The sequence below is a fragment of the Blautia sp. St.27G3 genome, assembly GCF_059728505.1.
Genome location: NZ_BAAGFO010000002.1, coordinates 505,506 through 530,568 on the forward strand (window position 1 = coordinate 505,506; position 25,063 = coordinate 530,568).

At 45.1% G+C, this 25,063-nt stretch carries 23 protein-coding genes and 2 pseudogenes; 3 read left to right on the forward strand and 22 right to left on the reverse strand.

Annotation, left to right across the window (positions count from 1 at the left end):
* Positions 1-60 precede the first annotated feature (60 nt).
* From codB to AC6I2O_RS12045, 11 genes are all read right to left on the reverse strand, one after another.
* Positions 61-1,293 carry a cytosine permease gene (gene codB / locus AC6I2O_RS11995; RefSeq protein WP_497742757.1) on the reverse strand — a complete coding sequence of 411 codons (1,233 nt, stop codon included), beginning with the start codon at positions 1,291-1,293 and terminating at the stop codon, positions 61-63.
* A gap of 218 nt (positions 1,294-1,511) precedes the next feature.
* Complete coding sequence (gene scpB, locus AC6I2O_RS12000; RefSeq protein WP_497742758.1) at positions 1,512-2,081, reverse strand: SMC-Scp complex subunit ScpB; 570 nt, start codon at positions 2,079-2,081, stop codon at positions 1,512-1,514.
* A 93-nt stretch (positions 2,082-2,174) separates the two neighbouring features.
* Positions 2,175-2,957, reverse strand: coding sequence for a segregation and condensation protein A (locus tag AC6I2O_RS12005; RefSeq protein ID WP_120391709.1), 783 nt, complete (start codon positions 2,955-2,957; stop codon positions 2,175-2,177).
* Between the two features lie 193 nt (positions 2,958-3,150).
* Entirely contained in the window at positions 3,151-3,948 is a 798-nt protein-coding gene (locus AC6I2O_RS12010) for a metallophosphoesterase (protein ID WP_147412264.1), read from the reverse strand.
* Positions 3,949-4,121: 173 nt separating this feature from the next.
* A complete protein-coding gene (locus tag AC6I2O_RS12015) occupies positions 4,122-5,384 on the reverse strand; it encodes a D-alanyl-D-alanine carboxypeptidase family protein (RefSeq protein ID WP_120391711.1) in 1,263 nt (420 codons plus the stop codon).
* 63 nt (positions 5,385-5,447) lie between these two features.
* A complete protein-coding gene (cls, locus tag AC6I2O_RS12020; RefSeq protein WP_120391712.1) occupies positions 5,448-6,983 on the reverse strand; it encodes a cardiolipin synthase in 1,536 nt (511 codons plus the stop codon).
* Between the two features lie 93 nt (positions 6,984-7,076).
* Positions 7,077-7,253, reverse strand: a complete 177-nt coding sequence (gene rpsU / locus AC6I2O_RS12025; RefSeq protein WP_006864570.1) for a 30S ribosomal protein S21 — start codon at positions 7,251-7,253, stop codon at positions 7,077-7,079.
* Positions 7,254-7,398: 145 nt separating this feature from the next.
* Positions 7,399-10,041: an alanine--tRNA ligase gene (alaS, locus tag AC6I2O_RS12030; RefSeq protein ID WP_497742759.1), complete on the reverse strand. Its 2,643-nt coding sequence runs from the start codon at positions 10,039-10,041 to the stop codon at positions 7,399-7,401.
* A 126-nt stretch (positions 10,042-10,167) separates the two neighbouring features.
* Entirely contained in the window at positions 10,168-10,314 is a 147-nt protein-coding gene (locus AC6I2O_RS12035; RefSeq protein ID WP_497742760.1) for a vanadium nitrogenase, read from the reverse strand.
* Positions 10,315-10,431: 117 nt separating this feature from the next.
* Positions 10,432-10,935: a ribonuclease HI gene (rnhA, locus tag AC6I2O_RS12040; RefSeq protein WP_120391714.1), complete on the reverse strand. Its 504-nt coding sequence runs from the start codon at positions 10,933-10,935 to the stop codon at positions 10,432-10,434.
* 53 nt (positions 10,936-10,988) lie between these two features.
* Entirely contained in the window at positions 10,989-11,504 is a 516-nt protein-coding gene (locus AC6I2O_RS12045) for a precorrin-2 dehydrogenase/sirohydrochlorin ferrochelatase family protein (RefSeq protein WP_497742761.1), read from the reverse strand.
* 286 nt (positions 11,505-11,790) lie between these two features.
* Here AC6I2O_RS12045 and AC6I2O_RS12050 point away from each other — a divergent pair, with 286 nt between their 5' ends.
* Positions 11,791-12,825: a 3-deoxy-7-phosphoheptulonate synthase gene (locus tag AC6I2O_RS12050; protein ID WP_497742762.1), complete on the forward strand. Its 1,035-nt coding sequence runs from the start codon at positions 11,791-11,793 to the stop codon at positions 12,823-12,825.
* Positions 12,826-12,895: 70 nt separating this feature from the next.
* Here the strand turns inward: AC6I2O_RS12050 and AC6I2O_RS12055 are convergent, their stop codons facing one another.
* The 10 genes and pseudogenes from AC6I2O_RS12055 to AC6I2O_RS12100 form a co-directional block, all read right to left on the reverse strand.
* Positions 12,896-14,527 (reverse strand): glycoside hydrolase family 13 protein, encoded by a 1,632-nt coding sequence (locus AC6I2O_RS12055; RefSeq protein WP_497742763.1) that lies wholly within the window; start codon positions 14,525-14,527, stop codon positions 12,896-12,898.
* A gap of 54 nt (positions 14,528-14,581) precedes the next feature.
* The gene (locus AC6I2O_RS12060; protein ID WP_497742764.1) at positions 14,582-15,406 is read right to left on the reverse strand and encodes a C39 family peptidase; all 825 of its coding nucleotides are present in this window, start codon (positions 15,404-15,406) and stop codon (positions 14,582-14,584) included.
* Between the two features lie 356 nt (positions 15,407-15,762).
* The gene (gene xerD, locus AC6I2O_RS12065; RefSeq protein WP_120391717.1) at positions 15,763-16,647 is read right to left on the reverse strand and encodes a site-specific tyrosine recombinase XerD; all 885 of its coding nucleotides are present in this window, start codon (positions 16,645-16,647) and stop codon (positions 15,763-15,765) included.
* Positions 16,648-16,874: 227 nt separating this feature from the next.
* A complete protein-coding gene (locus tag AC6I2O_RS12070) occupies positions 16,875-17,459 on the reverse strand; it encodes a hypothetical protein (protein ID WP_120391718.1) in 585 nt (194 codons plus the stop codon).
* A gap of 147 nt (positions 17,460-17,606) precedes the next feature.
* Positions 17,607-18,809 (reverse strand): DUF362 domain-containing protein, encoded by a 1,203-nt coding sequence (locus AC6I2O_RS12075; RefSeq protein ID WP_120391719.1) that lies wholly within the window; start codon positions 18,807-18,809, stop codon positions 17,607-17,609.
* 252 nt (positions 18,810-19,061) lie between these two features.
* A complete protein-coding gene (locus AC6I2O_RS12080; RefSeq protein ID WP_497742765.1) occupies positions 19,062-19,223 on the reverse strand; it encodes a hypothetical protein in 162 nt (53 codons plus the stop codon).
* Positions 19,224-20,084: 861 nt separating this feature from the next.
* Positions 20,085-20,708 (reverse strand): annotated as a pseudogene (locus AC6I2O_RS12085) (IS3 family transposase); the annotation flags it as partial.
* Positions 20,709-20,731: 23 nt separating this feature from the next.
* The gene (locus AC6I2O_RS12090; protein WP_497742766.1) at positions 20,732-21,109 is read right to left on the reverse strand and encodes a helix-turn-helix domain-containing protein; all 378 of its coding nucleotides are present in this window, start codon (positions 21,107-21,109) and stop codon (positions 20,732-20,734) included.
* Positions 21,110-21,817: 708 nt separating this feature from the next.
* Positions 21,818-22,204, reverse strand: a complete 387-nt coding sequence (locus AC6I2O_RS12095) for a DUF3592 domain-containing protein (protein ID WP_497742767.1) — start codon at positions 22,202-22,204, stop codon at positions 21,818-21,820.
* 10 nt (positions 22,205-22,214) lie between these two features.
* Positions 22,215-22,877 carry an ABC-2 transporter permease gene (locus AC6I2O_RS12100; protein WP_497742768.1) on the reverse strand — a complete coding sequence of 221 codons (663 nt, stop codon included), beginning with the start codon at positions 22,875-22,877 and terminating at the stop codon, positions 22,215-22,217.
* Between the two features lie 91 nt (positions 22,878-22,968).
* On the opposite strand from AC6I2O_RS12100, the gene AC6I2O_RS12105 reads away from it, so the two are divergent.
* Positions 22,969-23,262, forward strand: a complete 294-nt coding sequence (locus AC6I2O_RS12105; RefSeq protein WP_497742769.1) for a transposase — start codon at positions 22,969-22,971, stop codon at positions 23,260-23,262.
* A gap of 632 nt (positions 23,263-23,894) precedes the next feature.
* Here AC6I2O_RS12105 and tnpA read toward each other — a convergent pair.
* Entirely contained in the window at positions 23,895-24,323 is a 429-nt protein-coding gene (gene tnpA, locus AC6I2O_RS12110) for an IS200/IS605 family transposase (protein ID WP_172497717.1), read from the reverse strand.
* A gap of 134 nt (positions 24,324-24,457) precedes the next feature.
* Here tnpA and AC6I2O_RS12115 point away from each other — a divergent pair.
* A pseudogene (locus tag AC6I2O_RS12115) lies at positions 24,458-25,063 on the forward strand (ABC transporter ATP-binding protein); the annotation flags it as partial.

The following is a 25,063-nucleotide window of genomic DNA, read 5'->3' on the forward strand; positions in this document are numbered from 1 at the left end:
ATCTGCCTTTTCTACATTTTATCCCCAATTTGCCCAAACCCGCTCAGATTCAAATCTGTATTATTTCTGCAAAAATTTATCCGCAACTGCATAAACAATACAGGAAACAAGAATCGAATTCAATGCAGAAATACCCGGTGCGTACAGCCCGACTGCTGCACCTGCCACTACGGCAAGAACGGCATGCCACTTTACCTCCGGAAGCTGTGATTCATCCTTCTTCTCGTACTCTGCCTTATGCAGGAAATAGCCAACGATTGCAACACCGCCTACCGGTGGAATCGCCGCGCCTAGGAAGTTGAGCCATGAAACGAAATTGTTGTACAGCCATACGGAAGCAATTGTTCCGATCAGACCGCTCACCAGAACCATCGGCTGCTTCGGAAGCTTTGTAATATTGGACAGACCAAGTCCGCAGGAATACAGACCATTGTCTGCCGTTGTCCAGATATTCAGTCCCAGAATCACGATAGCCGGAATTGTCAGTCCCTGTGCAATCATAATATAGAATATATCCGGAGTATTTGTTACCGCTCCGCCAACTGCTCCAAAAACAAACATCAGTGAATTTCCGATAAAGAATGCGATAATCGTAGAAATAACTGCAATTTTATTCGTTTTGGAAAATCTCGTATAGTTCGGTGTCGTCGTACCGCCGCTTACAAAAGAACCAATAACCAGAGTCAAAGCTGTTGCAAACGTAATCGGCGTATCCGGATTTTCACGAAATACCTGTCCAATTCCGCCAACTTCCGAAATCCCCATGCCAACAGATACAAACCCAAGCACTGCAATCAACGGAACCGCAATCCAGCTCACAAGCTCCAGTGATTTAATTCCGAAGTATGCAGAACTCGTCATCAGAACACCGGCAATGAGAATGAATAACCAAACCGGCAACTTTGTAAGCTCCGCCACTGGAATGGAAAACATTGCAAGACCTACGCCAAACCAGCCCATCTGCGTAAATGAAATCAAAGCTGACGGCAAATAAGAACCCTTCTTTCCGAAAGAACGTCTCGCCATAAGGTCAAGCGTCAATCCCGTCTTGCATCCTATGTAGCCGAGTAACCCCGTATAAACACTCAGAATGGCATTACCTAGAATCATGGCCCATATAAAACTTGATAAATTCAATCCCACGCCAAGCTGTCCACCCACACTCATGCTGGCTGAGAAAAAAGTAAAGCCCATCATAATTACAAACATAGAGCCAAAGTTTTTTCTCTGATCGCTCGGCACCGCCTGAAGCGCAAAATCAATGTCTTTCTTGTTAGAAGCTTCTTTTCCCACTGTCTCTCTCCTTTTTCTTATGCTTTTTGTTTTCAGTTCTTCGCAACAAAGGTGTCAGCAGCGCATGCCAACACCTTTGTTTATCAGAGTTATTATATTCACAAACCTTTTATTTGTCAAAACATTTCTTTTTATAAAATATTAAGTCGAAAAATCCATTTTATTGTCAGAATATGTCAGTGAAATCCCGCGTTTTCTCTCCCTTCCTCGTACGAACACTACACATCAAGTTTCATTTGAATTTCTTCCTCTGCCTCTGCCTTAAAGTCTTCCACCTGCACAGGATTGATCTCCGGAAGATCCTCCAGTGAATTCACACCGAAATGTCTGAGAAATGCCTCTGTGGTTCCAAACAGAATCGGTCTTCCCGGCGCATCCAGTCTTCCAAGCTCCGTAACAAGCTCGTACTCCACAAGCTTATTGACCGCATGATCACATTTGACACCACGGATTTTTTCAATCTCTAGCTTCGTGATCGGCTGCTTGTACGCGATAATCGAGAGGGTCTCCATAACCACATCGCTGAGTACAATTTTACGTGGCTGCTTTGCCACCCGGATGAGATATTCGTACATCTCACTTTTTGTACACAACTGATAGGAATCTTCCAGCTCCATAATCTGGATTCCTCGTCCTTCCTCACGGTAGCCTTCCATCATATGATAAATGATTTTCCGTGTCGTCTCTTTATCCTGTTCAATTGCCTTTGCTATTTTCTCAATCTCAACTGCTTCTCCCATTGCAAAAAGAATGGCCTCAATCGCAGCCTCAGCTTTTCTTCTGTCCACGCTAGTTTCTCCGTTTCTCAGTTTCAACTTCATATACCAAATTCTGCCATTGCAAACTCTGTCCGCACAGTTTACCGATGTACGGTAACTGCATCAGTCATAATCCCCGGACAACTCGCTCGTCTCGCCTTCTTTTCCCGTGTATCGGATTGAAATATCTGCAAAGGTCTCCGGCTGCTCTACCTCAACCTTTCCTTCTTTCATAAGCTCCAAAAGCGTCAAAAAGGTCACAATCATGTACATTTTTCCGCTTCGCAGTGTCAGAATCTCCCGGAATCTGCAGTTTGCATGCTCCACTATATAATGCTCTACAAAATGCATCGTCTCACTTAAGTCAAACTCTTCTCTGCGGATGTTTCCAAAGCTGCTGCGCACCCGGTCCACACGGTCATCCTGCCGTCGCAGAATATCCCGAAACAGCGCATGCAGCTTCTGAAGCGTCACGCCGTCGAGCAGCTTACCGATATCAACCGGTTCCCGAAAAGCCTTTACCGCATCCGGAATCGTCGGTTCCTTAAAAAGATGAAAGGCTGCATCCTCCTGCCGCTCCCGAAGCTCATACGACATATATTTATACATTTTATATTCCAGAAGTTTCTGAACCAGTTCCGCACGCGGGTCAATCTCTTCGCCTTCTTCTGTCACCTCCGGCGGCAGCAGCATCCGCGACTTGATATCCAGCAGCGTAGCTGCCATAACGAGAAACTCGCTCATCACGTCGAGATTTTCGGACTGCATTTCCTTGATATATTCCATATACTGCTCTGTGATCTCCACGATCGGAATATCGTATATATTTACTTTATTTTTTTCAATAAGGTGCAAAAGCAGGTCCAAAGGTCCCTCAAAGACCTGCAGCTTCACCGGTATGCCCATATATGGATTCCTCTCTGTATGTATTTTTCAGTGCACCGGCAAAATGGTTTTGCCCAGGCTCTGTTCCGCAGTGCTCAGCTCAAAACGACGTTTTTCGCTGTCGGCTGTCGCCGAATCATTCACAGGATAAAAGGTGCGATGTATGCAAGCATCCCTCGCACCTCTTTTCCCGTGAATGGCACTGCTCGTAGCTTTACACAAAGTCAATTACCACCAGTTCCGGAGGATTGTTGATCCGTATATTTACGGTATGATTCCCAAGCCCTGCGCTTACGATCAGCTTCTTTCCCTTTTTTGTATACAGCCCTTTGTCATATTTGGGAAACAGCCGCATCTGCGGGCTGACAAGCCCTCCCACAAAAGGCAGACGAATCATGCCTCCGTGTAAATGTCCGGAAAGCGTCAGATCAGCTCCCCAGGACGCATACGCATCAAAATAAGCCGGATGATGGGCCAACAATATGTGAAAGCAGCCTTCCTCCGGCCTGCCAAGCATCTCATCAATCCTAGAAGCGGTCAGAACTGAACGGCCGCCTCTGCGAAAATAAGTCTGATCAAGCTCCAGTCCCCAGATCCGCAAAGCCATTCTCTGTATCTCCAACCGTTCACTGCCATTTTCCAGCAGATGAACCCCCAGGCTCTTTATCGTATTCGAGTATCGCTCATAAGAAGCGCCGTATTTCTCCGGCTTTTCTTTCATCCTGTGTTCATGATTCCCGTTCGCATAGTAAACCTGATAGCGCTTGGTAAGTTCGTTCATCAGAGAAACGGCCGCGTCCATCTGCGTCTCCCGTCCGGCCGTCAGCATATCTCCCGCAACCAGAACCAGTGCTGGATTCTCATTCCGAATCTCCTGCAGCAAAAGGCGATTGTTTTCTCCATAACTCACATTGTGAAGATCACTCAAAAAAACTGCCGAAAAAGGCCGTTCCAGAACTCTGTTCTCATTTCCTATACGCACCCGGTATCGTGTCACCTTGAAATTTGACATGGAATGCACGTGTCCTTTCCTGGCGTCAGCCTACAGTTGCAGTCCCAATCCCTGTCCCCACACGGAACTGGCATACCGTCAACTGCATCTGACGCACCTAAATTCATCACATACATAGTATCATATCATATTTCACGTCTCATGCAAATCTTTTTCTTTTTTAACTGAAACCTTTACAGCATCCAGCCGCTCCACAGTTCCTGTAAATAATCCGGATATCCGGCCTTCTTTACGTCCTGCTCCATGACAATTGGCACACGTCCGATCTCCTTGCCATTCAGCGTATAGACGTACGCCCCCACTTCATCGCCCGCAGACAACGGCGCCGCAATTTCTTCGTTCCACTGAATGGATTTTTCAATCGCGGAAAAATCCTCTCCTTCCGTACTCAGATAAGAAAATTCATTCTGATATTTCACCGGAACTTCCTTTTCCAGAGACCCTTTTACCTCTATCGGTGCAAGTTTCTCCATATTCTCATCGTAATACATCGAACACTTTGAAAAACCATAATCCAGAAGCTGTCCCGCCTCTCGAAATCTTACTTTCGAATCCGGTGATGTCATGACCGCAGCAACCAGACGAATGCCATCCCGTTTCGCAGTCGCACTCAGACAGTATTTTGCCATGCTCGTGCTCCCCGTCTTCAATCCGTCACAGCCGTTGTAAGCCCGCAGCAGTTTGTTCGTATTGGTTAATGTAAACGTACTGCTCCCTCTCGCTGTCACATGCGTTATGTCTTCCATCCACACGGTCGAATATTCCGTCACCTGCGGAAAGCGCTGCAAAAGCTCTCGCGACATCAGCGCCACATCCCGGGCCGTTGTATAGTGATCCGTCGAATCCGTCAGTCCGCAGCAGTCCACAAAATGCGTATTTGCCATGCCAAGCCGTCCGGCTTCCTCGTTCATCTTTCCGACAAAGGCTTCCTCCGTTCCGCCAAGCTTCTCCGCCATTGCCACCGCTGCATCGTTTCCGGAAGCTATAATGATACATTTCAGCATTGTCTCAACCGTCTGTACCTCGCCCTCTTCCAGGAACACCTGCGACCCACCCATAGATTTCGCGTGCGCGCTCGTCACAACCTCATCCGTCAAGGCCAGCTTCCCCTGCTCCAGCGCCTCAAAAATCAGCAGCACTGTCATCACCTTTGTAACGCTGGCCGGATGTACCTTCACATCTGCATCCTTCTCATACAATACCTTTCCGGTGGATACTTCCAGAACACACGCATGAGGCGTCTGAAGCTGTGACAGCCCGTCAGGTACCGCGGCCTCTTCCTGAATCCGCTCTGCCTGATGGGCTGATAAATACTCTCCTGCCACGGCCGCACGCATGCCAGCCGCTACATACTCTGTTGATCCGACTGCACGCACATCTGCGCCCGATCCGATCAAAACTAATACTGCCAAAAAACCTGCAATCCACTTTCTCATAGCTACCGCCTGTCAACCCTTTACTAACACTATATTAGCATCCGGTCAAAATATTCTGCAAAACTACAGAAGCGGAGCAAAAAGCCGCAGAATACTCTGCCCGATCCGTATGGCGACATGCTTGTTTTTGCAATCGTCTGCCTTGATCTCGCGGCATTCTCCCAAAATATTCAATGCATCCTCTTTAATCTGCATCACTGCATCGGAATGATACATCCAGACTCCGCATTCAAAATGCAGATACAGACTCCTGTAGTCCATATTGATCGTTCCGACCGTCGCAATCCGGTCGTCACAGACAAACGACTTCGCGTGCAGAAATCCCGGCTTATATTCAAAGATGCGGACACCGCAGTCAAGCAGCTTGTCGTAATATGATCTTGTCAGCAAAAATACAAGCTTCTTATCCGGAATCCCAGGGGTAACAATCCGCACATCCACGCCGCTTTTTGCAGCCAGGCAAAGCGCCGTTGTCACTTCATTATCCGTAATCAGATACGGTGTAAAAATATAAACGTACTTTTTCGCGCGGTTGATGATGTTCAGATAGACTGATTCTCCGACAGTCTCATGATCCAGCGGGGTATCGCCATAAGGCTGTACAAATCCGTCATCCTCAAAATCCTGCTCGTGCCATTCGTGAGGCAGATACTTTTTAAACTGGATCTTTTCACGCGCCAGAACACTCCACATCTGCAAAAACATGACCGTGAAGCTCCAGACCGCTTCCCCTTCCAGCATAATACCCGTATCCTTCCAGTAGCCAAAACGCTCCTTCCGGTTGATGTATTCATCTGCCAGATTGATGCCTCCGGTAAATCCGATATAGCCATCAATGACCGTGATCTTCCGGTGGTCACGGTTATTCAGAAGCACAGACGGAATTGGCACAAGCGGATTGAACACCTCACAGCGAATGCCACGCCGCTGCAGCGACAGCTGAAACTCCTGCGGCATCGTGCTGGCACAGCCCCAGTCATCATAAATGAGCCGCACATCCAGACCCAGACGCGCCTTTTCTGCAAGGATATCAAGGATTCCCTGCCACATCTCTCCGTCGTCAATGATAAAATATTCCATGAAAATGTAATGCTCTGCATATTTCAGTTTTTGCAGCAGCGTAGAATAAAGTTCCTGACCAACACGAAAATATTGTGTTTTCGTCTTACGATAAACTGGAAATCCGGCATTATTATAGATGTAGGAGGACTGACAATGCGCTGCCTTGCTCTCATTTTCAAGGCTCTGCTTTACCTCAGCATCCTGTACCAGATACCCGGCTGCCTCATGAAAGGATTCATCGAGCTTATCCTGCATATCTCTGCCTAGCCTTGATTTTCCAAACAGCAGATAAATAACCGCTCCAGCCACAGGAACAGCCAGTATCAGAATCGTCCAGGCCAGTTTGTAAGCCGGATTGATGTCTTTACTCACAAGCCACAGAATCGCCACCAGACTGATAAATTCAATCAGGGAAGCGATAAACGGAAAACGATTCTTCAATACGAGAACTGCAAAAATAATCCAGATCACCTGTAGCAAAACGGCAATCGCAACTGAAACAATCCTTCCCAATAAACGCTTTGATGGTTTCTTCATCCAACTCACCTCTCCTGCCATTCCCAACAAACGTACGCTTATAGTTTGAAAAAATCCCTGACCATAGAAAATGACCAGGGATTTTACTGCACATTAATTGAATTTACGCTTACGAGCCGCTTCAGACTTTTTCTTGCGTCTTACGCTCGGCTTCTCATAATGCTCTCTTTTACGAATCTCCTGCTGGATACCAGCTTTCGCGCAGTTTCTTTTGAAACGGCGAAGAGCGCTGTCCAGAGTCTCGTTTTCTTTTACGATAACATTTGACATTGTCTCACACCTAACCTCCCTCCAGTTGCAGATTGTGCACAATACAACTGTCTGGGTATTTTAATTGCACTATTAAGTAGTATACCATAATTTCTGTTTTCGTCAACTCTTTTTCCAGAATTTACTTAAAAAAGATGAAAACTTTTTAACGGCTGATCTGATCCTTCAAAACTTCTTTTGCCTTTTCCAGCGCTGCGTCAATACCATCCGGATTTTTGCCGCCTGCCTGCGCCATATTTGGACGTCCGCCGCCGCCGCCGCCAACAAGCGCTGCAATTCCTTTGATCAGATTGCCGGCATGGGCGCCGCGCTCCATCGCTCCCGGCGTGGCTGCTGCCATCAGATTAACCTTGCCGTCATTTACAGCTGCCAGAAGTACAACGCCCTCTCCGAGCTTCTCGCGAAGCTGATCGCCCAGATCACGAAGGCCATTCATATCCACGCCCTCCAGCTTCGATGCAAGCAGCTTCACGCCTTCAATCTCACAAACCTGATCCATGACGTCGCCAAGCGCATCCTTGGCCAGCTTGCTCTTCAGCGACTCATTTTCGCTCATCACAGCCTTCAGCTCCGCCTGCAGTGCAGAAATCTTTTCAAGAATGCCGGACGGCGTTGTTTTCAGAAGCTTCGCAGCCTCATGAAGTTCCTGCTCTGCCGTCTTATAATATCCAAACACTCCGTCGCCGGTCAGCGCTTCAATACGGCGGGTACCAGCTGCGATTCCGGACTCAGAAACAATCTTAAACACCGCGATATCTGCGGTATTTCCCACATGAGTACCGCCGCACAGCTCCTTGGAAAAATCGCCCATGGATACAACCCGCACCTCATCGCCGTATTTTTCGCCGAACAGAGCCATTGCGCCTGTCTTTTTCGCCTCTGCAATCCCCATGATATCTGTCTGAACCTTCAGCCCGGCCGCAATCTCACGGTTCACAATCTCTTCTGTCTGCGCAATCTCCTCCGGAGTCATGGCCTGGAAATGAGCAAAGTCAAAACGAAGCCTGTCCGGGTTCACCAGAGAACCCTTCTGCTCTACGTGGGAACCAAGCACTGTTTTTAAGGCTTTCTGAAGCAGATGTGTTGCGCTGTGGTTCTTGCAGGTGTTCTTTCTTCCCTGCGCATCTACCGTCAGAGTCACAAGATCTCCGGTCTTTATCATTCCCTCTGCCATATAGCCTACATGTCCGTATTTACCGCCAAGCAGGTGGATGGTATCCTCAACAATAAACTTGCCGGATTCACAGGAAATCACGCCCTTGTCGCCTTCCTGCCCGCCCATCGTCGCATAAAAGGGGGTCTTCCGTGTAATCACCGTACCGCGAATGCCCTCTGTGAGTGCTTCTGTCAGCTCAGTCTGCGTGGTAAGAACCGTAATCTCTGATTCATCCGTAAGGGAATTGTACCCCGTAAACTCTGTTGTCACATCTGCCGGTATCTGGTCATATACTGTGGCATCTGCGCCCATATAGTTCGTTGTACCTCTCGCCTTGCGGGCCATCTGACGCTGGTTTTCCATACAGGCTTTGAAGCCGTCCTCATCAATAGTATAACCCTTTTCTTCCAGGATTTCTCTTGTCAGGTCAAGCGGGAATCCATAGGTGTCATACAATACAAACGCGTCTCTGCCTTCCAGAACTTTCTGCCCCTTCTTTGCAAGCTCCGCTTCCATTTCGGAGAGAATGCTCAGACCCTGGTCGATCGTACGGCTGAATTTCTCCTCTTCCTGTGCCAGAACCTTGAAAATAAAATCTTTCTTTTCCTCAAGCTCCGGATAACCGTCTTTGGAACCTTCGATCACCGTCTCGCTCAGCTTCGGCAAAAAGCTGCCCTGAATGCCAAGCATACGTCCGTGGCGCGCTGCACGGCGGATCAGACGGCGCAGCACATAGCCGCGGCCTTCGTTTGTCGGCATGATCCCATCTGAAATCATGAACGTTGACGAACGGATATGGTCTACAATCAGACGAATCGAAACATCCTTTTTTTCGTCTGTCTTGTATACAGTATGCGCAAATTCACAAACCTTATCCCTCAGGTTCTGCATCGTATCCACATCAAAAATGGAATCCACATCCTGCACAACAACAGCCAGACGCTCCAGACCCATACCGGTATCAATATTTTTCTGCTTCAACAACTCATAATTACCTTCCCCATCGTTCTCAAACTGGGTAAATACATTATTCCAGACCTCAATATACCGGTCACAGTCACATCCTACTGTACATCCCGGCTTTCCGCAGCCATACTTTTCTCCACGGTCATAATAAATCTCGGAACACGGTCCGCACGGTCCCGCGCCATGCTCCCAGAAGTTGTCCTCTTTCCCAAAACGGAAAATGCGCTCCTCTGGAATTCCTACCTGCTCATGCCAGATATTCCACGCCTCGTCATCCTCAAGATAAACAGACGGATACAGACGCTCCGGATCAAGTCCCACAACCTCTGTCAGAAACTCCCAGGACCAGCTGATTGCCTCTTTTTTGAAGTAATCCCCAAAAGAGAAATTGCCCAGCATCTCAAAAAACGTGCCGTGGCGCGCTGTTTTTCCGACATTTTCGATATCTCCGGTACGAATACACTTCTGGCACGTAGCCACGCGACGCTTTGGCGGAATCTCCGCCCCAGTAAAATATGGCTTCAGCGGCGCCATACCTGCATTGATCAGAAGCAAACTGTTGTCGTTGTGCGGCACCAGAGAAAAGCTGTTCATCACCAGATGATCTTTGCTTTTGAAAAAGTCGAGATACATTTTTCGTAACTCATTCACCCCGTATTTCTTCACGATCGTTCCTCCAACGTTTCTTTCATTCTTATTTCTTCATTTCATATCATAATTATATCATGCAATATTTGTTTAAAACTTATTGCTTTCCTTGCAAAATTCTGCAAATCCTTTTGGTGTACTGCACTAATTCTTGCTATCTGTACCGGAAGCAGTCTTTGCATCTTTACGGTCACGCAGTTTTTTCCCGCAGAAAATTGCTGCAAGAGAAACACCTGCCAGAATAAGCAATTTTACCAGTTCAACTATAAATTCTCCTATAAATGCCGCCATTCTCCCTCTTCCTTTCTCTGCTCTGTAAAACCGCAGTGTTAAGCCGGCTTTCACCTGCCAAAAATTATTTTCTTCAACTGACGATACCTGTTATCATAGCACACGATATCAATGTTTTCAACTGTTTTCCATCCTTCCGTACAGCCCCTCCGTATCATCCAGCAGGAATTCCGGCCCTTTATCAGCGGCAGAAGTAGCCAGTGTGTCGCAGCGCTCGTTTTCGGGATGTCCGTCGTGCCCCTTCACCCAGATAAACCGAACTGTGTGCGGCTCTTTTGCCGCCAGCAGTCGTTTCCAGAGATCTGTATTTTTAACCGGCTCGTTTTTGCCGCGCTTCCAACCCTTTCGAATCCAGCCCTCAATCCAGTGCTGGTTAAACGCATCGGTCAGATATTTGGAATCCGAATAGAGCTCCACCTCGCACGGTCGATTCAAGGCTTCCAGGCCAACAATCGCTGCCATCAGCTCCATACGGTTGTTCGTTGTCTTTTTATATCCCTGGGAAAATTCTCTCTCGTGAAGCTTTCCCTGTGAATCTGTATACTGAAGAACCGTTCCATAGCCCCCCGGGCCATCCGGATTGCCGCGTGCAGCACCGTCTGTAAATATTTTTACGAACATAGTCTTTTTTCCTTTCCGCATGTTCATGCTAATCTGAGTCTAACAATCCTGTATCATTCATCCTGATCCGCAATGTCCTGCCCTTTCGTCTTATCGGCAGCTTCTGCAGGGTTTCTCAGACCAGGAGACTCCTGAAATTTTCGAACAGCTGCGCGGGATTTTTTGTTATCCCGGCCACTCGTACTGATACCTGCCACAAAATCATCACCCAAAGCCAGGGAAGGAAAATAAAAGTCACATTTCGTCTTGTCCGAACAGACATTGACCGGAATCCCCAGGCACTTGCAGGCTGTATAGATTTCATGATTCAGCTTTTTGTCATTCGTGGCCGCGATTACCATGGATGCGTCATAAATATCTTCCCTTTCGTAACGCTTCCGCAGAATCGTAAGCTTTCCCTCAGCCTCAAGATCTTTTAATTCTTTGTTGACTTCCGGTGCAATCACTACCAGATGATCGGTAAACTCAATCAGCGAACGAATACGCCGTTTTGCAATCGTCCCAGCTCCCGCCACCACCACTTTTTTATCTGAAAGATCAATAAACATCGGAAAATAGTGCTTTTTCATTTTGCTGCTCCATTCTTTTGTAAAATCATACCCAGTGCGAGGCTCTGAAATTTGTAATCCCGCACCGGCGATCTTATTGTACCACACGGTTTTTAAAATGGAAACCCAAAAGTACAGACGCCTGCTCTCCTGCCTTCTACACGCTGAACTGCGGTTGCTTTTCAAATACCTTAGAAATTACTTTGCAATTTTCTACAGTTTATACTATACTGAAGTCGGCGGACAGATAACAGACATCAGATCTGCTCCCTGCCGCCATTTATTTACAGCAGAGGTGGATGCAATTATGGCAATCAATTTCGTAAAAAAACTGCCGATTCCGGCAGAAGTTAAAAAGCAGTACCCCCTTCCGGAGAAGGTTATTTCTATCAAAAAAGAAAGGGACGCCCAGATTCGGGACGTGTTTACCGGAAAATCCGATAAATTTCTCCTGATCATCGGTCCCTGCTCTGCGGATAATGTAGATGCCGTTATGGATTACATGCAGCGTCTTGCAAAGATACAGGATCAGGTCGGCGACCGGATCATTCTGATTCCCAGAATCTACACAAACAAACCGCGCACCACAGGCGAAGGCTACAAAGGGCTTATGCATCAGCCAGATCCTGAAAAGAAACCGGACGTTTTCGCCGGCATTGTCGCCATGCGCAAGCTACACGCAATGGCAATCGAAGAGACAGGCCTTACCGCCGCCGATGAAATGCTCTATCCGGAAAACTGGCGCTACCTCGACGATCTGCTCTCCTACGTGGCAATCGGCGCACGCTCTGTCGAGGATCAGCATCATCGTATGACCGTCAGCGGCATGGATGTTCCCGCCGGTATGAAAAACCCGACGAGCGGAGATCTCTCCGTTATGCTGAATTCCGTTGTCGCTGCGCAGGCAAAGCACAATTTTATTTACCGCGGCTGGGATGTCAACACAGACGGAAATGAACTGGCGCATGTCGTCCTTCGAGGTGCGACAAACAAACACGGTAATTCGATTCCGAACTACCATTATGAGGATTTGCAGCTCCTCCTTGAAATGTATAAACAGCGCGGCCTGAAGAACCCTGCGGCGATCATCGACACAAATCATTCCAATTCCGGCAAGCAGTATCTCGAGCAGATACGAATTGCAAAAGAAGTTCTGCACAGCAGAAACTACAATCCGGAACTGAAAAGTCTGGTCAAAGGATTTATGATTGAAAGCTATATTGAAGACGGCTGCCAGAAAATCGGCGCAGAGTCCCACATTTACGGCAAGTCTATTACCGATCCGTGCCTTGGATGGGAAAAATCAAAGAAGCTGATTTATGATATCTATAAAGAATGCTGACATAAGGCTGCTGCATTAATGCTGCAGCCTTGCCGTTTTCCTGTCAATCTTTTGCCTGTCCACAAAGATTTTACATTTCCAGCTCATATATTGCGGCTTCGTATGGACGAAGATTCCTGTTGTTCAGATTTTGAATCGTTCTGCTGTTCTCCTTGTAGTTTGACAAAATTGTTCTTCCTGTCCCTTCATAAGAAAAAGGAACCGGCTCTTTGTAAAAATTACAGACAATCAGCCATTTCTTTCCCTGCCATGCTCTCATATAGGCATAGATGTTCTCGTCTTCCGGTAAAAGCAACTCATAGCTTCCGTAAATCAAAATATCCTCTGTCTTACGCAGATTGATCAGCTTTTGATAATAATAAAAGATTGAATCTTGATCCCCCAGCGCCCGCGCTGCATTGATTTCTCTGTAATTTGGATTTACCGGACACCAGGGCTGTCCCTCTGTAAAGCCTGCCTGCAATCCGCTGTTCCACTGCATCGGTGTTCTGGCATTATCCCGTGATTTTGCCCGAAGGGACTTCATAATCTCCTCCGGAAGATATCCCTTTTCCAGACGTTCCTGTATCATATTGAGACTCTCGATGTCCTGGAACTCTGTAAAACTATGAAACGGCATATTCGTCATGCCAATTTCTTCACCCTGATAAATATAAGGCGTTCCCTTCATCCCATGAAGAAGTGTGGCAAGCATCTTTGCGGATGCGACACGATACACACCATCGTCTCCCCAGCGTGATACAATTCTTGGAAGATCATGGTTATTCCAGAAAAGACTGTTCCAGCCATGGCCCTCCATCTCTGTCTGCCATCTTGTGAAAACCTGTTTTAATTCCCTCAGCTGAAGGGGGCGCAAATCCCATTTTTCTTTTCCCGGCTGCTCATCCAGCATACTCTGCTCAAACTGAAAAATCATGCTGAGCTCCCTGCGGGCCGGATCAGAATACATTCTTCCCTTTTCCGGGTCAGCACCCCAGCATTCCCCCACTGTCAGGAGATCTTTTGTCCCAAATGTCTCCCGGTTCATTTCCTGCAAATATGTATGCAGCATCGGTCCATTTCCTGTAATTCCCTGATCCGGGACCTTTCCGATCAGATCAATAACGTCCATCCGGAAGCCACCGATACCCAGATCAATCCAGTAATTCATCATATTCCAGATTTCTTTTCGCACTGCGTCATTTTCCCAGTTCAAATCCGGCTGTTTTACCCCGAACAGGTGCAGATAATGCGCTCCGGTCTCTCCCGAATATTCCCATGCGCTGCCTCCAAAACACGCGCGCAGATCATTGGGCGGGCTGCCTGCTTCCCCCTTCCGCCATATATAATAATCCCGGTAAGGGCTGTCTTCCGATTTTTTTGCCTCCAAAAACCACGCATGCTCATCGGATGTATGATTGACCACCAAATCCATCACGATTCTGATTCCGCTTTCCCTGCATTCCCGGATCAGGCTCTTCATCTCCTCCATGGTGCCAAATTCCGGGGATATCGCATAATAGTTCGAAATATCATACCCATTGTCTGCATTCGGAGATTCATACACCGGACTCAGCCAGATTACATCAATCCCGAGTTTCTTCAGGTACGGTATTTTAGACCGGATTCCATTCAGGTCCCCCACCCCATCCTGGTTGCTGTCACAAAAACTTCTCGGATAAATCTGATATACAACACTCCTCATCCACCACTTCTCTTCCATCTGTCTTCCTCCCGTATTTTATTAAAACCAATCCCCTTGACGTTTGCTTTTATATTATTTACTTTCTATAAACACCCAAAGCCCTTTGATCTGACTCTCTAAAGTCTCATAATCCCACAGCTTCTCACTGCGTTCTGCACTGTTCGGGTCCTTCACACGAATTTTTCCGTCCTCCAGCGCAGAAAGTACTATAAAGTGACCGGAAGTTGTAAAATCGCCTGGCATCATACTGCAAATGATCGGATATCCAAATTGCAGCATTGTCATCACCTCATGCTCTGAGAGTTTCATTTTCGTTCCTTCCACGCCAAACTGGCGGGCACCTTCTTCCATCAAATCCCAACTTGTTCCAACCCCTGGCACATAATATCCATTCTCCTGTGCATACTGGGCCACTGTATATGGAGTAACACGGTTCTCTCCGGTCAGACCTGCAATGACCATGGAAAGCGCCGTCGGCGCACAACCGCTCACTGCCACGGAACTGGTGCCATAATCACCATAGCCCCACCGCTCATCCCACTGCAACAGCAAAGGCACTTCTCCCTTTGTCACCTCTCCGATAGAATCTGCAAATACCTGCCCCTTCTTTTGCGGATAATCCAGAACAAAATCCAACATTGCCATATTGCGTGTCAGCATATCCAAAAGTTCTTCCGGATATTCTTCATAATGCTCCAGAATCGCGCCGATCTTCTTTTCTTCTTTTTGCATCAAATCCAGCTGATGATAAATCCCGGAATCCGTCACAGAACCTGCCACAAGCTGCCCTGGCCCGGCATTTACCGCACGGTCCGCATATTCATAGCCTTTATATCCCAGCACCCCTATAATACACACAGCTGCCATACAGCAGCTGACAAGCATTCTTTTTTTCAATTCAGATTTCCACCTTTCTGCTCTATTCTCATCATCCAATTGTAAACGCTTTCTCAATAGTCCCCCTGAACAATTATATAAAAAATAAGAGGTAACTTGTTTCTTTCGGAACCTCATTTTATAGATTGGTTCAAGAAGCGACCGTCTTGTTCGCGATTAACGATTGTATTTTGTAATATTCTAAAGCATGGTATCTCTAAATTTCCTGTATTCTTTTTTATTTTTTCCTAATTTTTTCCTGAATATTCAATGACAAAATAAGAAATACCGTGTAATTTCTGAATGATATCTTAAGATTTTCTCCTTTATTGCATAAAAAATCTGCACCTTATACAGCGGTAAGGTACAGATTTTCTCTATCTGCGCGGATGCGCCTCCCGATATACGCTGCGTACCCGCTCTACATTCATATTCAAATACACCTGAGTTGTCGCTATATCAGAATGCCCCAGCATTTCCTGAACAGCTTTCAGGTCAGCGCCATTTTGCACCAGATGGGCCGCAAAAGAATGACGTAACGTATGCGGAGTAATATCTGCCACAATCCCTGCCCTGGATGCATATTGCTTGATCAGCTTCCAGAACCCCTGGCGGCTCATCATTTTTCCGGAACAATTCACAAACAGGTAACTGCTTTCCTGCCCTTTCAACAGCGCGTCCCGACCGGACCGCAGATAACGCTCCAACGATCTCCTGGCATTCTCGCCAAATGGAATCACACGCTCTTTTCCTGCATCCCGGCACACAATATAATTCATCCCCAGCTGTACATCAGGTATCTCAAGCGAAATCAACTCTGTCACTCGAACACCAGTCGCATAAAGAAGCTCCAGCATCGCACGATCGCGCAGCTCCTTCGGAGAGTCCCCGGCAGGCTGTTCTAAAAGACGCACTGTTTCTTCTTTGCTGAGAATATCCGGCATTTTCTTTTCAATATGCGGCGCCTTAATCGTCTCAGTCGGATCGTTCTCAATCTTATGCTTGCGGCATGCATAGTGAAAGAAAGCCTTCATCGACGCCACATTTCTCGACACAGTCGCCGTAGAAAGCCCCTGCCTTTCCAGATATAAAACGTATGAATTTAAATTGGTCGCTGTGACGCTCTGTACATCGTCAATCCCATGTTCTGCCAGATATTTGTCCAGCCTTCTCAAATCCCGCTGGTAAGAACTCACAGTACTCTCTGAAGCATTTTTATCCTCTTTTAAATAATCAATAAAAAGGGGTAACTCTATGCCCATCGTAAAATCCCTCAAGCTTTCCATTTTCCTCTGTATACACGCAAAAAACAGGAGTACCCCTCTCCTGTTTTTACTCTCCCCCCACAGTCAAGTAACATGATTATAATCAATTCTTTTCATAAAATCAATGAGAATTTTTCCCGCAAAACAGCCTGAAAGCCCTGTATTTACAGGCTTTTACAAGATCTCGTCAAAGCCTTTTTATCCCCCACCAGATATGGTGATCCTCAGTGAAAAATCTCCAAAAAAATTTTTAAGGTCCAGTTTCCCAGAAACGTTTCCACTACACATCCTGCCACACAAAAAACAACCAGTTTTGTAAGAGAACTCAACTGCCCTCTTTGAAGCGCTGCCGCCTGCACCGCTGTTGCCACGCTGTTTCTGCCTCGCAGACGCAGCAAAAAAGCAAGCTCCTGTTTCCACATCGCAGCGTAGAGAATCCACTGCGGAAAAACACAGCAGAAAAACAGCAAAATGCCGGCGCCCCCTTCCCGTAATACAAACAGTGACAGCAAAAGACCAGCCGAAGCAGCCAGCCACCATGCATACCCCAGGTGAAACAGAACGCCTGCTGAAGTATAACAGCTCATCCATAAAAACAGAAGCGTCTGCAGCCTGATCTTCAAAATATAAGGAAATATCTTCTCCGGCAAAAACACAGCATTCTCATACTTTCCCAGACTGTACAGACTGAGCAGGCCTGCATAAGTACCCTTCCCCATCCGGAAAACTTCCGGAAGAAACGTACCTGCAAAAAAACCGGAAAGAACGATCAGAACTGCCGCTGCCATTTTGTGCTGCATTTTTTTCATCCATGCCTCCACAGCAAGGGCCTTTTCACTATTCTATGGCGTGCAGATCCATCTTACCACACTTTCTGTCTTCTGCTTTTGCAGTTTTGTACCAATGGCCCACAGCGGCATTTTCCCGTATAGCATGTACAGCATTGAATTACAAAATCAAATTACATAGTTGGAACCTATATAATGCTTCAGAAATTCATAAATCTGGTCTTCCGTAGGCGGACACCCTTTCACATTGTAAATAAAATCCTTTGTACAGCGTCCGATTCCAATCTGACCTGTTTTGCCCTGGTATCCCTGCCCGATGCAGATTTTTTCCTCCAGCTTATTCAACAAGCCCTCCTGTTTCAAACGCTCCAGCGCCGGAAGTAAATACCCATAACAGGCACTGCACGATTCCACCTCTTCCACCGCATCCTGAAGCTCCACCACCTTACGGGCAAGCGGTAGCGACTCGTTGTCCGCCTGCCAAAAAGCTTTTTCTTCTGATTGTATTGCGCTATCTGTCTGACACGCCTCTTTTCGTTCTGATTGCTTCTGGTTTTCCAGCCTGTTCCCGTTCCAGATGCCGCAGGTGAGTATCTGCGCATGCTCCAAGTCCGCGCTGCCAACGCCAAGGCGCTGCGCGATTTCCACATATGGCACATCCTGTACCGCATAGTGGAGCAGACTGCAGACATAGGCGTCCACCAGAACGGGATCGCAGGCAGCCATCACACAGTTTTTGACGACCGGATTTCCCCCGTCTTCAAAATCCAAATCACCGCAGATATGATCCACGACAATAAAATCCTGACGAATACCAAGCCCCAGATGGGCAATCGGCCGATGCAGTCCAAGCGAATGAAACCGCCGTTTTTCAGAATTTGGAATCAGCCCTTTCATATTTTTAAGCGCACACGTAATCTTTGTCTGGCAATGTCCCTTCAGCACCGGCACATTAATGAGAAAGTCTATCTCCTTCACGCAATTGCAGATATTCAATTCCAGCCCTTTGCAATCTGCTTTGTACGAGCCGTCTTTCTGTGTATCAAGAAATTCTACTCCGTACTGCCCCACCAGCTCGTCATATCCACACGCTGAAACGGCCTCCGCCGTCTTATCGCCCACCCAGGAGCCTTCCGCAATCACAAGATTCCGAAATCCGTTCTCCTGCAAATATTCAATAATTCCCGCAACCACCTCCGGATGAGTAGTCGCCCCATAAGAAGCCGGGGTAGGCGAGACAAGATTCGGCTTAATCCCGATCCTCGCCCCCTTTCCCGGTATCCGCTCTTTCAAATCTGCTTCCGTAAGGAGCCGCTTCGTCATCCCCTTATAATCCGTTCCGTAGATCTTTAAAATCTGATGCTTTTGCATACATACCTCCAAAATCGCTTTCGTCTCTGACAACTAAAACCTTTTCACAAAATTGAAACCACCTGATTTCTGCACAGCAGATGCCTCCCCAAACTGCTTATAGAACAAAAGCGGAACCACCATACAAATCCCGAACAGCGCCCCTATGCAAAGCACGAGCTCCATTATGTGAACATTACTTTTTCCGTACGTCCAGTCCAGAAAAAGTAATGTTCACATAATGGAGCAGTCCCCTTAAAATCAAAATAGCGCTCAGCGCTCCCATACCCCCCGCGATGTCCGGATATAATTCTGCTCCACATCCATCAGTTCGGATTTCGCTGTAAACTGAAGCGTCCTGTTGTCCGCAATGATCCTTCCATACTGGGCCTTGGTAGTGACATACTGTTTTTGAGTTGATAAGGAAGTATTCACAACAACTTATCTTCAGCGCTGACTAACAGGGGGCAAGTAAAAGCAGAGAACACATCACTTTCATTAGTGGTCGTTCTCTGCTTTTCTGTTACGCAATAGGACGCCGTTTTAAGGGCTGACATATAAAACCCCTATTTTGTCATTTCAACGCCCGTGAAGTCGCATAAATCTTTCCCCTTCATAAATACATTTTAACAAATATACTTATGAAGAGGGACGTCCTACCAATGGACTATCGAGCCATAACATAATCAACTAATATGATATTTGAGATTCTAAATCTTTATCAATTCTAAATGAAAATGTATCAAAAGCGGTTCTTATATCTTCTTCTAATAATTCCGTAAGTTTCTCATGCTTAGAAAGAAATTCAGCTTTGCTTTCTTCTACCGTTGTCTATTTCTTTGTAAAAAGAAGTGCTTGTATATCCGAAAATTCCATAGAATAGAAAAATTTTTTCAATCTTTCTATTTGCTTTTTCTCTTCATTTCCTTTAGCTTGTATTACGCCTTTAATTTTCTTTTGCAAGTCTGGAGAAATCGTTTTTTGATACTAGTCTACATAAATCACCTTATCAATATTTCATAAATATATTTTGAATACTATGTATGCTTCATTTTATCATAGACACACGAAAATTTCTATCCATTACCTTCTGACTTTTCAGAAATAATTCTTATTCCTGTTACGCAATAGAACGCCATTTTTGACAGCAGACATCTAAAACCCTTACCCTGTCATTTCAACGCCCGCAAAGCCGCATAAATCAAGGAGAAAATAACTGAACCGCTCCCTGTCAAGTAGACAATTAAAAAAATAGAAATTTTAGCCTGCCAGTCATAAGGAGGACTGGCAGAGTTTTTATGCAGCATCCTTCAAATATTTTGAGGCGTATTGGTACCCACGGTCACTGTGGAATAAAGGCTTTGCATCTGGATGGTTTTCATGGGCATTGTCAAAGGTTTCAAAAAAAAGGGCATTATTATTGGAATGTCCAATGACAAAGGAAACAATACTTTTATCTGCCAAGTCCAGAATGGCGCTCAGGTATGCCTTCCCACTGGCTCTATATTTCATCTCCGTTACATCTGTAAGCCATTTTTCCCCAAAACGTTCCGCATGGAACTCCCGGTTTAAGATGTTTTCGGCAGTAACCTCTGGCGTTGATTTTACATAGTTTCTTCTCCTGCGCCGGCACACAGATTTCAGATGTAAAATCCGCATAAGGCGCAAGATTCTCTTTGCGTTGACTTGAAATTCATTTTCACGGTTCAATTTAATCGTCATCTGCCTGTAACCCAGAATCCCGCTTTTTTCCTCGTACGCATGCCTGATAAGGATGCATAATTTCTGGTTGAATTTCTCATTTTCACTTGGTTTCCGGTTCAGCCATTTATAATAAGCAGAACGCGAAATTCCCGCAAATCTGCAGAGTTCCGATATAGAGCATCCCTGCTCGTCATATATTTCCTGTATTGCCAGATAAACCGTCTCATTTTGTGTCTGGCTTAGAACCGCTTCCTTTCGATTTCGTCGAGTTTTTTTAAGAAAGCAACCTCCAGCTGGGCTCTGCGCTTTTCCGCTTGAAGAAGCTTATTTTCTGCACGCAGCTTCTCCAGTTCCGACATCTCCGTTTCAGATTTTCTTTTCCCTCTTTTGTCAATAAGCCCTACTACGCCGTTTGACTGGTATTTCCTTGTCCATTGGTAAACCTGTTGGTAAGATACCTGGTATTTTTCTGCTGTCTTAGCATAATCCATTCCATGCTCCATGCAGTATGTTACAATTTGCACCCGTTCCTCATATGAGGTTTTTCTTCCTTTGGCCAGGCTACTGTTTCCTCCTGTGAAAGAAGTTTTTTGATTTTCATGACCATTATACTTCATAATCCAGTTGCGAAGCTGTTTATCCGAGCGGATTCCATACTTTTTCTGGATTTCCCTTCATATCCCTTTGCCGGAAAGGTAATCACAGACGGCATTGTGTTTTGTTTCGGCTGAATAGGCGCTGAATTTGGGGGATGTTTTTAACCCATCTGCTCCCAGTACCTGATACAAGGTCACCCACTTGACGATGCGTGTCCCATTTGTTTCCCAGGCTTCGGGCAATACTTTCTGTTGAACAACTTCCCTCCAGATACTTTGTGACAGCAGCCAGTTTCATCTCAAAAGAGTATTTTGAATGTTGTCCCATGAAATATGCTCCTCTATCTAATAGCCGTCTTTGATACAATGTAACTTTGCCCCAAACCTTTTAATTTTGCCTTATACTTTTTAATTTTGCCCCCATACTTTTTAACTTTGCCTCCGAGGGGTGTACACGGAGTCAAACAAGGGATTCCGGCACCCCCAAAAAGCCAGAACCCCTTGTTTTCAACAGTTTCCTCGATATTCTGTTCATTCCCTTTGTATCAAATAAGCAGTTTACATTTCCTTACAGTGACAGTTTTATTATTTTGTCTGTCTACTTTAATGGGAGCATATCATTCCTTTCTGTTTTTCCATGCTTTATAAATCAAGTTTGCAACAGGAAGCAGAATGCAGATAATTACAAACCATTCTGGAAAATGTGGCATATCCTTTATCCCCCTTTCTCTAATGGATTTGCATAAGTACAGCTATCAGTACGCTGCCTATGCCAATTAAAAATCCCGTGATTATTCGTTTCGCAGAATAACTGTATATTCTCTCTGGTTGGTTTCGGTCATAACGAACGGTAATCGGTGTTCCTATCATGGATGTTGAAGGAACTTGTATGCGATTTTCAGATACAATGTTTCTGTCATTAACCCGATAGGAAATCTCTGCCAATTTTGCATTACGCCACTTTTCATTTGTCGGATTTGTTGATTTTATGGAAACAATCGTTCCACTCGTTTTCATTGTCTTTCCATGTTTTATTGCAAAAAGAATACAGTTGAATAAAGCAAAGGAAAACGATACACCCGCTATCATATACATTACTATTACATCACGCTCCATATGAAACCTCCTACGTCAAATCACTTTTTTCAAAAAACCGAATTGACAGAATGGCTGATATTGAAAAGGTGACAAGACCGATGATAATGCTTAAAATTGCTATCGTTGTTGTAGAAATACTGTCTAAAAAGCTAAATCTTACCGCATTTTCTGGTTTAAACAGAAAGGCAAATAAAACAGGGGATACCATAATAATTATGACAAATACAAATTTTGTCTTTTCGTATCCCAACTTATACAAAGCAGGAAAATAAAAAGATAATGGTATCGTGATTACTAAAAAAGCGATAGCCGCCATTCTTATATCAAATGTTCCTAATTTGGGGAAAATGATTGTGTCAATCCCAAAGACCAAACAGCAGACCGCATAAATAATCAGACAAAAACAGTATTTTGAAAGCACAATCATTTTTCGGGGATAGGGCAATGCACAAAGCAGGGTAGTTGCCTTTGGATACTGATATTCCTTTAAAGAAACATACTGGGTCAACATGAAAATGCTAAAAATAACAGTAAGCGTAAATCCCATTGCCCCCGCCGCTTCTGGCATCCGCCAAAGCATAACGGGCGGAATCAGAAATGACACGATAAGCATGATGCCTACATATTTCTTTACAATCAGAAATTCTTTTTTCACTAAGCTAATTAACATCTTTTTTTCTCCTTTCCACATTCGCAAGCATGATGATGTTGTATCATTTTAGTTGACACCTTACACTCAAGGATTTGATGTATAATCAAAGAGAAATAAGGAGGCAACTACAATGGCAAAAAAACAACGGAAATACGACATGGAATATAAAATCCAAGCCGTAAAATTAGCAAAAGAGCTTGGCGGTGCAAAAGCTGCAGCCGAGTTAGGTATCCCTGAAAACACTATATATGCGTGGACAAAGGCTGCCAGAGAGGGAAGACTGAATGTCGGTTCCGGCTCACATACTCCGGAAACTGCCTTGAATCTTGCAGAAGAACTGGCTCTCCTACGCAGACAGGTCAAGGAGCAGGAAAAGGAAATCCGCCGCCTGAAAGAGGAAAACGAATTTCTCGAATGGCAGTAGCCCATAAGGAAACATTACAAAACTTATGACTTACGCCAGGTAAACGGAAAAATAGAAAATGCTATGCAAAAGGTTCACTGATTGCATAGCATTTTTTATTTTGGTAAGATATTAACTTTCGATTTTTCAGCGTTCCAACGGAACGCGCAGCCATTGCCAGCGGCAATGATCTTAGGGGTTTGGGGACATATCACCAACAAGCAACAGGCAGGAATTACGGGAACGAAATTTCTGCCTGGTAGGCATCTTTTACGTAAAGATGCATTGCTTGCCAGTAGTTTTAAGAGTCTTTGGCAGAGGATCTGTTTACAGTTGCCGCATTGATAAACCTTTGATAACTGCCTATAATAGAGTTATTATTTTGAACTGCTATAACAGAGAAATGAATGAAAAAAATAAATTTTTTTGCTCGTTGTAACATTTCGCGGACATTTGCCTGTTATACTATCTGAAAAAGATAAGGGGGATTGATATGGCAGCAGTAAAGACAGTATCTTTAACAAAAGAATATTCTAATGGAGAACACTAATCACCAACCCCCACTTCAAGTGGGGGTTTGAAAAACGCCCCCAAGGGCTCTGTTACTGCTCGCCTGAAAGGCGGGTATCGCAAGCTTATATTACTTGCTGCCGCTAAAAAGCGGCTCCCTCACTTTCTTCTTTCCGAGACTCTTCTGACTGGTCCCGAATATATTTTTTTATAGCATCCTCTGTTACATTTCCTACCGTTGCTACATAATACCCTCTTGCCCAAAATGCTTTATTCCATTTGCTTTGCTGTTCCGGATGCCTGTCATATATCATTAGCGTACTTTTTCCCTTTAAGTATCCCATAAAATTTGAAACACTTAGCTTTGGCGGAATACTTACGCATATGTGTACATGGTCGGCACACACTGCTCCTTCTATTATTTCTACTCCTTTGTATCTGCATAATGTACTTATTATTTCCCGTACATCGAGCTTCAACTGTCCGAATAATTTCTTTTTTCGGTATTTAGGTATAAATACAATATGGTACTGGCATTTCCATCTTGTATGTGATAAACTTTTACTGTCCATTTGGACCGCCTCCTATTCTTGAGATTGGCTTGCGACACCTTTCTCATATTAGCATAGGAGGCTTTTTTAAGGTATCCTCTTTGCTACGGCTTACTCTATTCTCCCCAGCATAGCTGGGGGATTAGTGTTTTCATTTAAGAGCAGTTGATGATATATCTTTCACAGTTGAAGAAAATGAATTTGTAGCTATTATGGGAAGTTCAGGTTGCGGAAAGACCACGTTGCTCAATTTACTAGGTGGTTTGGAAAATCCCACACACGGATGTGTCTATATCAATGATGTAGATATTACACAGTTATCTATGGAGGAAAGGAGTTCCTTCAGAAGATGGCATATTGGGTTTATTTTTCAAAATTTTAATTTAATCCCAGAGATGAATGTATTTGAAAATATAGTTTTACCTGCCAAACTTATGGAAAGAAATATCAGTAAAAAAGAAGTAATGCGGATAGCTGAAGAACTGGAAATTGAGGAAAAACTATTACAAAATCCTATGACTTTATCTGGTGGACAACAGCAGCGGGTCGCAATCGCCAGAGCTATTTATACACATCCTACCATACTTTTGGGAGACGAGTTGACAGGAAATTTAGATTCTACAACCAGTATATCCGTTATGAAATTTTTGAAAAAGATGTGTAAAAAATATAGCCAGACAATGATTATCGTTACACATGATGAAAGAATAGCAGCTATGGCAGATCGGATTATTCAGATGAAAGATGGGAGGGTTGTATAG

Excerpts from the sequence above, each read along its gene's own strand:
- AC6I2O_RS12005 (WP_120391709.1), bottom strand. The coding sequence starts at position 2,957 with ATGGGCATACCGGTGAAGCTGCAGGTCTTTGAGGGACCTTTGGACCTG.
- AC6I2O_RS12010 (WP_147412264.1), bottom strand. The coding sequence starts at position 3,948 with ATGTCAAATTTCAAGGTGACACGATACCGGGTGCGTATAGGAAATGAG.
- AC6I2O_RS12015 (WP_120391711.1), bottom strand. The coding sequence starts at position 5,384 with ATGAGAAAGTGGATTGCAGGTTTTTTGGCAGTATTAGTTTTGATCGGA.
- cls (WP_120391712.1), bottom strand. The coding sequence starts at position 6,983 with ATGAAGAAACCATCAAAGCGTTTATTGGGAAGGATTGTTTCAGTTGCG.
- rpsU (WP_006864570.1), bottom strand. The coding sequence starts at position 7,253 with ATGTCAAATGTTATCGTAAAAGAAAACGAGACTCTGGACAGCGCTCTT.
- AC6I2O_RS12035 (WP_497742760.1), bottom strand. The coding sequence starts at position 10,314 with ATGGCGGCATTTATAGGAGAATTTATAGTTGAACTGGTAAAATTGCTT.
- rnhA (WP_120391714.1), bottom strand. The coding sequence starts at position 10,935 with ATGTTCGTAAAAATATTTACAGACGGTGCTGCACGCGGCAATCCGGAT.
- AC6I2O_RS12045 (WP_497742761.1), bottom strand. The coding sequence starts at position 11,504 with ATGAAAAAGCACTATTTTCCGATGTTTATTGATCTTTCAGATAAAAAA.
- AC6I2O_RS12050 (WP_497742762.1), top strand. The coding sequence starts at position 11,791 with ATGGCAATCAATTTCGTAAAAAAACTGCCGATTCCGGCAGAAGTTAAA.
- AC6I2O_RS12055 (WP_497742763.1), bottom strand. The coding sequence starts at position 14,527 with ATGGAAGAGAAGTGGTGGATGAGGAGTGTTGTATATCAGATTTATCCG.
- xerD (WP_120391717.1), bottom strand. The coding sequence starts at position 16,647 with ATGGGCATAGAGTTACCCCTTTTTATTGATTATTTAAAAGAGGATAAA.
- AC6I2O_RS12070 (WP_120391718.1), bottom strand. The coding sequence starts at position 17,459 with ATGAAAAAAATGCAGCACAAAATGGCAGCGGCAGTTCTGATCGTTCTT.
- AC6I2O_RS12075 (WP_120391719.1), bottom strand. The coding sequence starts at position 18,809 with ATGCAAAAGCATCAGATTTTAAAGATCTACGGAACGGATTATAAGGGG.
- AC6I2O_RS12090 (WP_497742766.1), bottom strand. The coding sequence starts at position 21,109 with ATGAAGTATAATGGTCATGAAAATCAAAAAACTTCTTTCACAGGAGGA.
- AC6I2O_RS12095 (WP_497742767.1), bottom strand. The coding sequence starts at position 22,204 with ATGGAGCGTGATGTAATAGTAATGTATATGATAGCGGGTGTATCGTTT.
- AC6I2O_RS12100 (WP_497742768.1), bottom strand. The coding sequence starts at position 22,877 with ATGTGGAAAGGAGAAAAAAAGATGTTAATTAGCTTAGTGAAAAAAGAA.
- AC6I2O_RS12105 (WP_497742769.1), top strand. The coding sequence starts at position 22,969 with ATGGCAAAAAAACAACGGAAATACGACATGGAATATAAAATCCAAGCC.
- tnpA (WP_172497717.1), bottom strand. The coding sequence starts at position 24,323 with ATGGACAGTAAAAGTTTATCACATACAAGATGGAAATGCCAGTACCAT.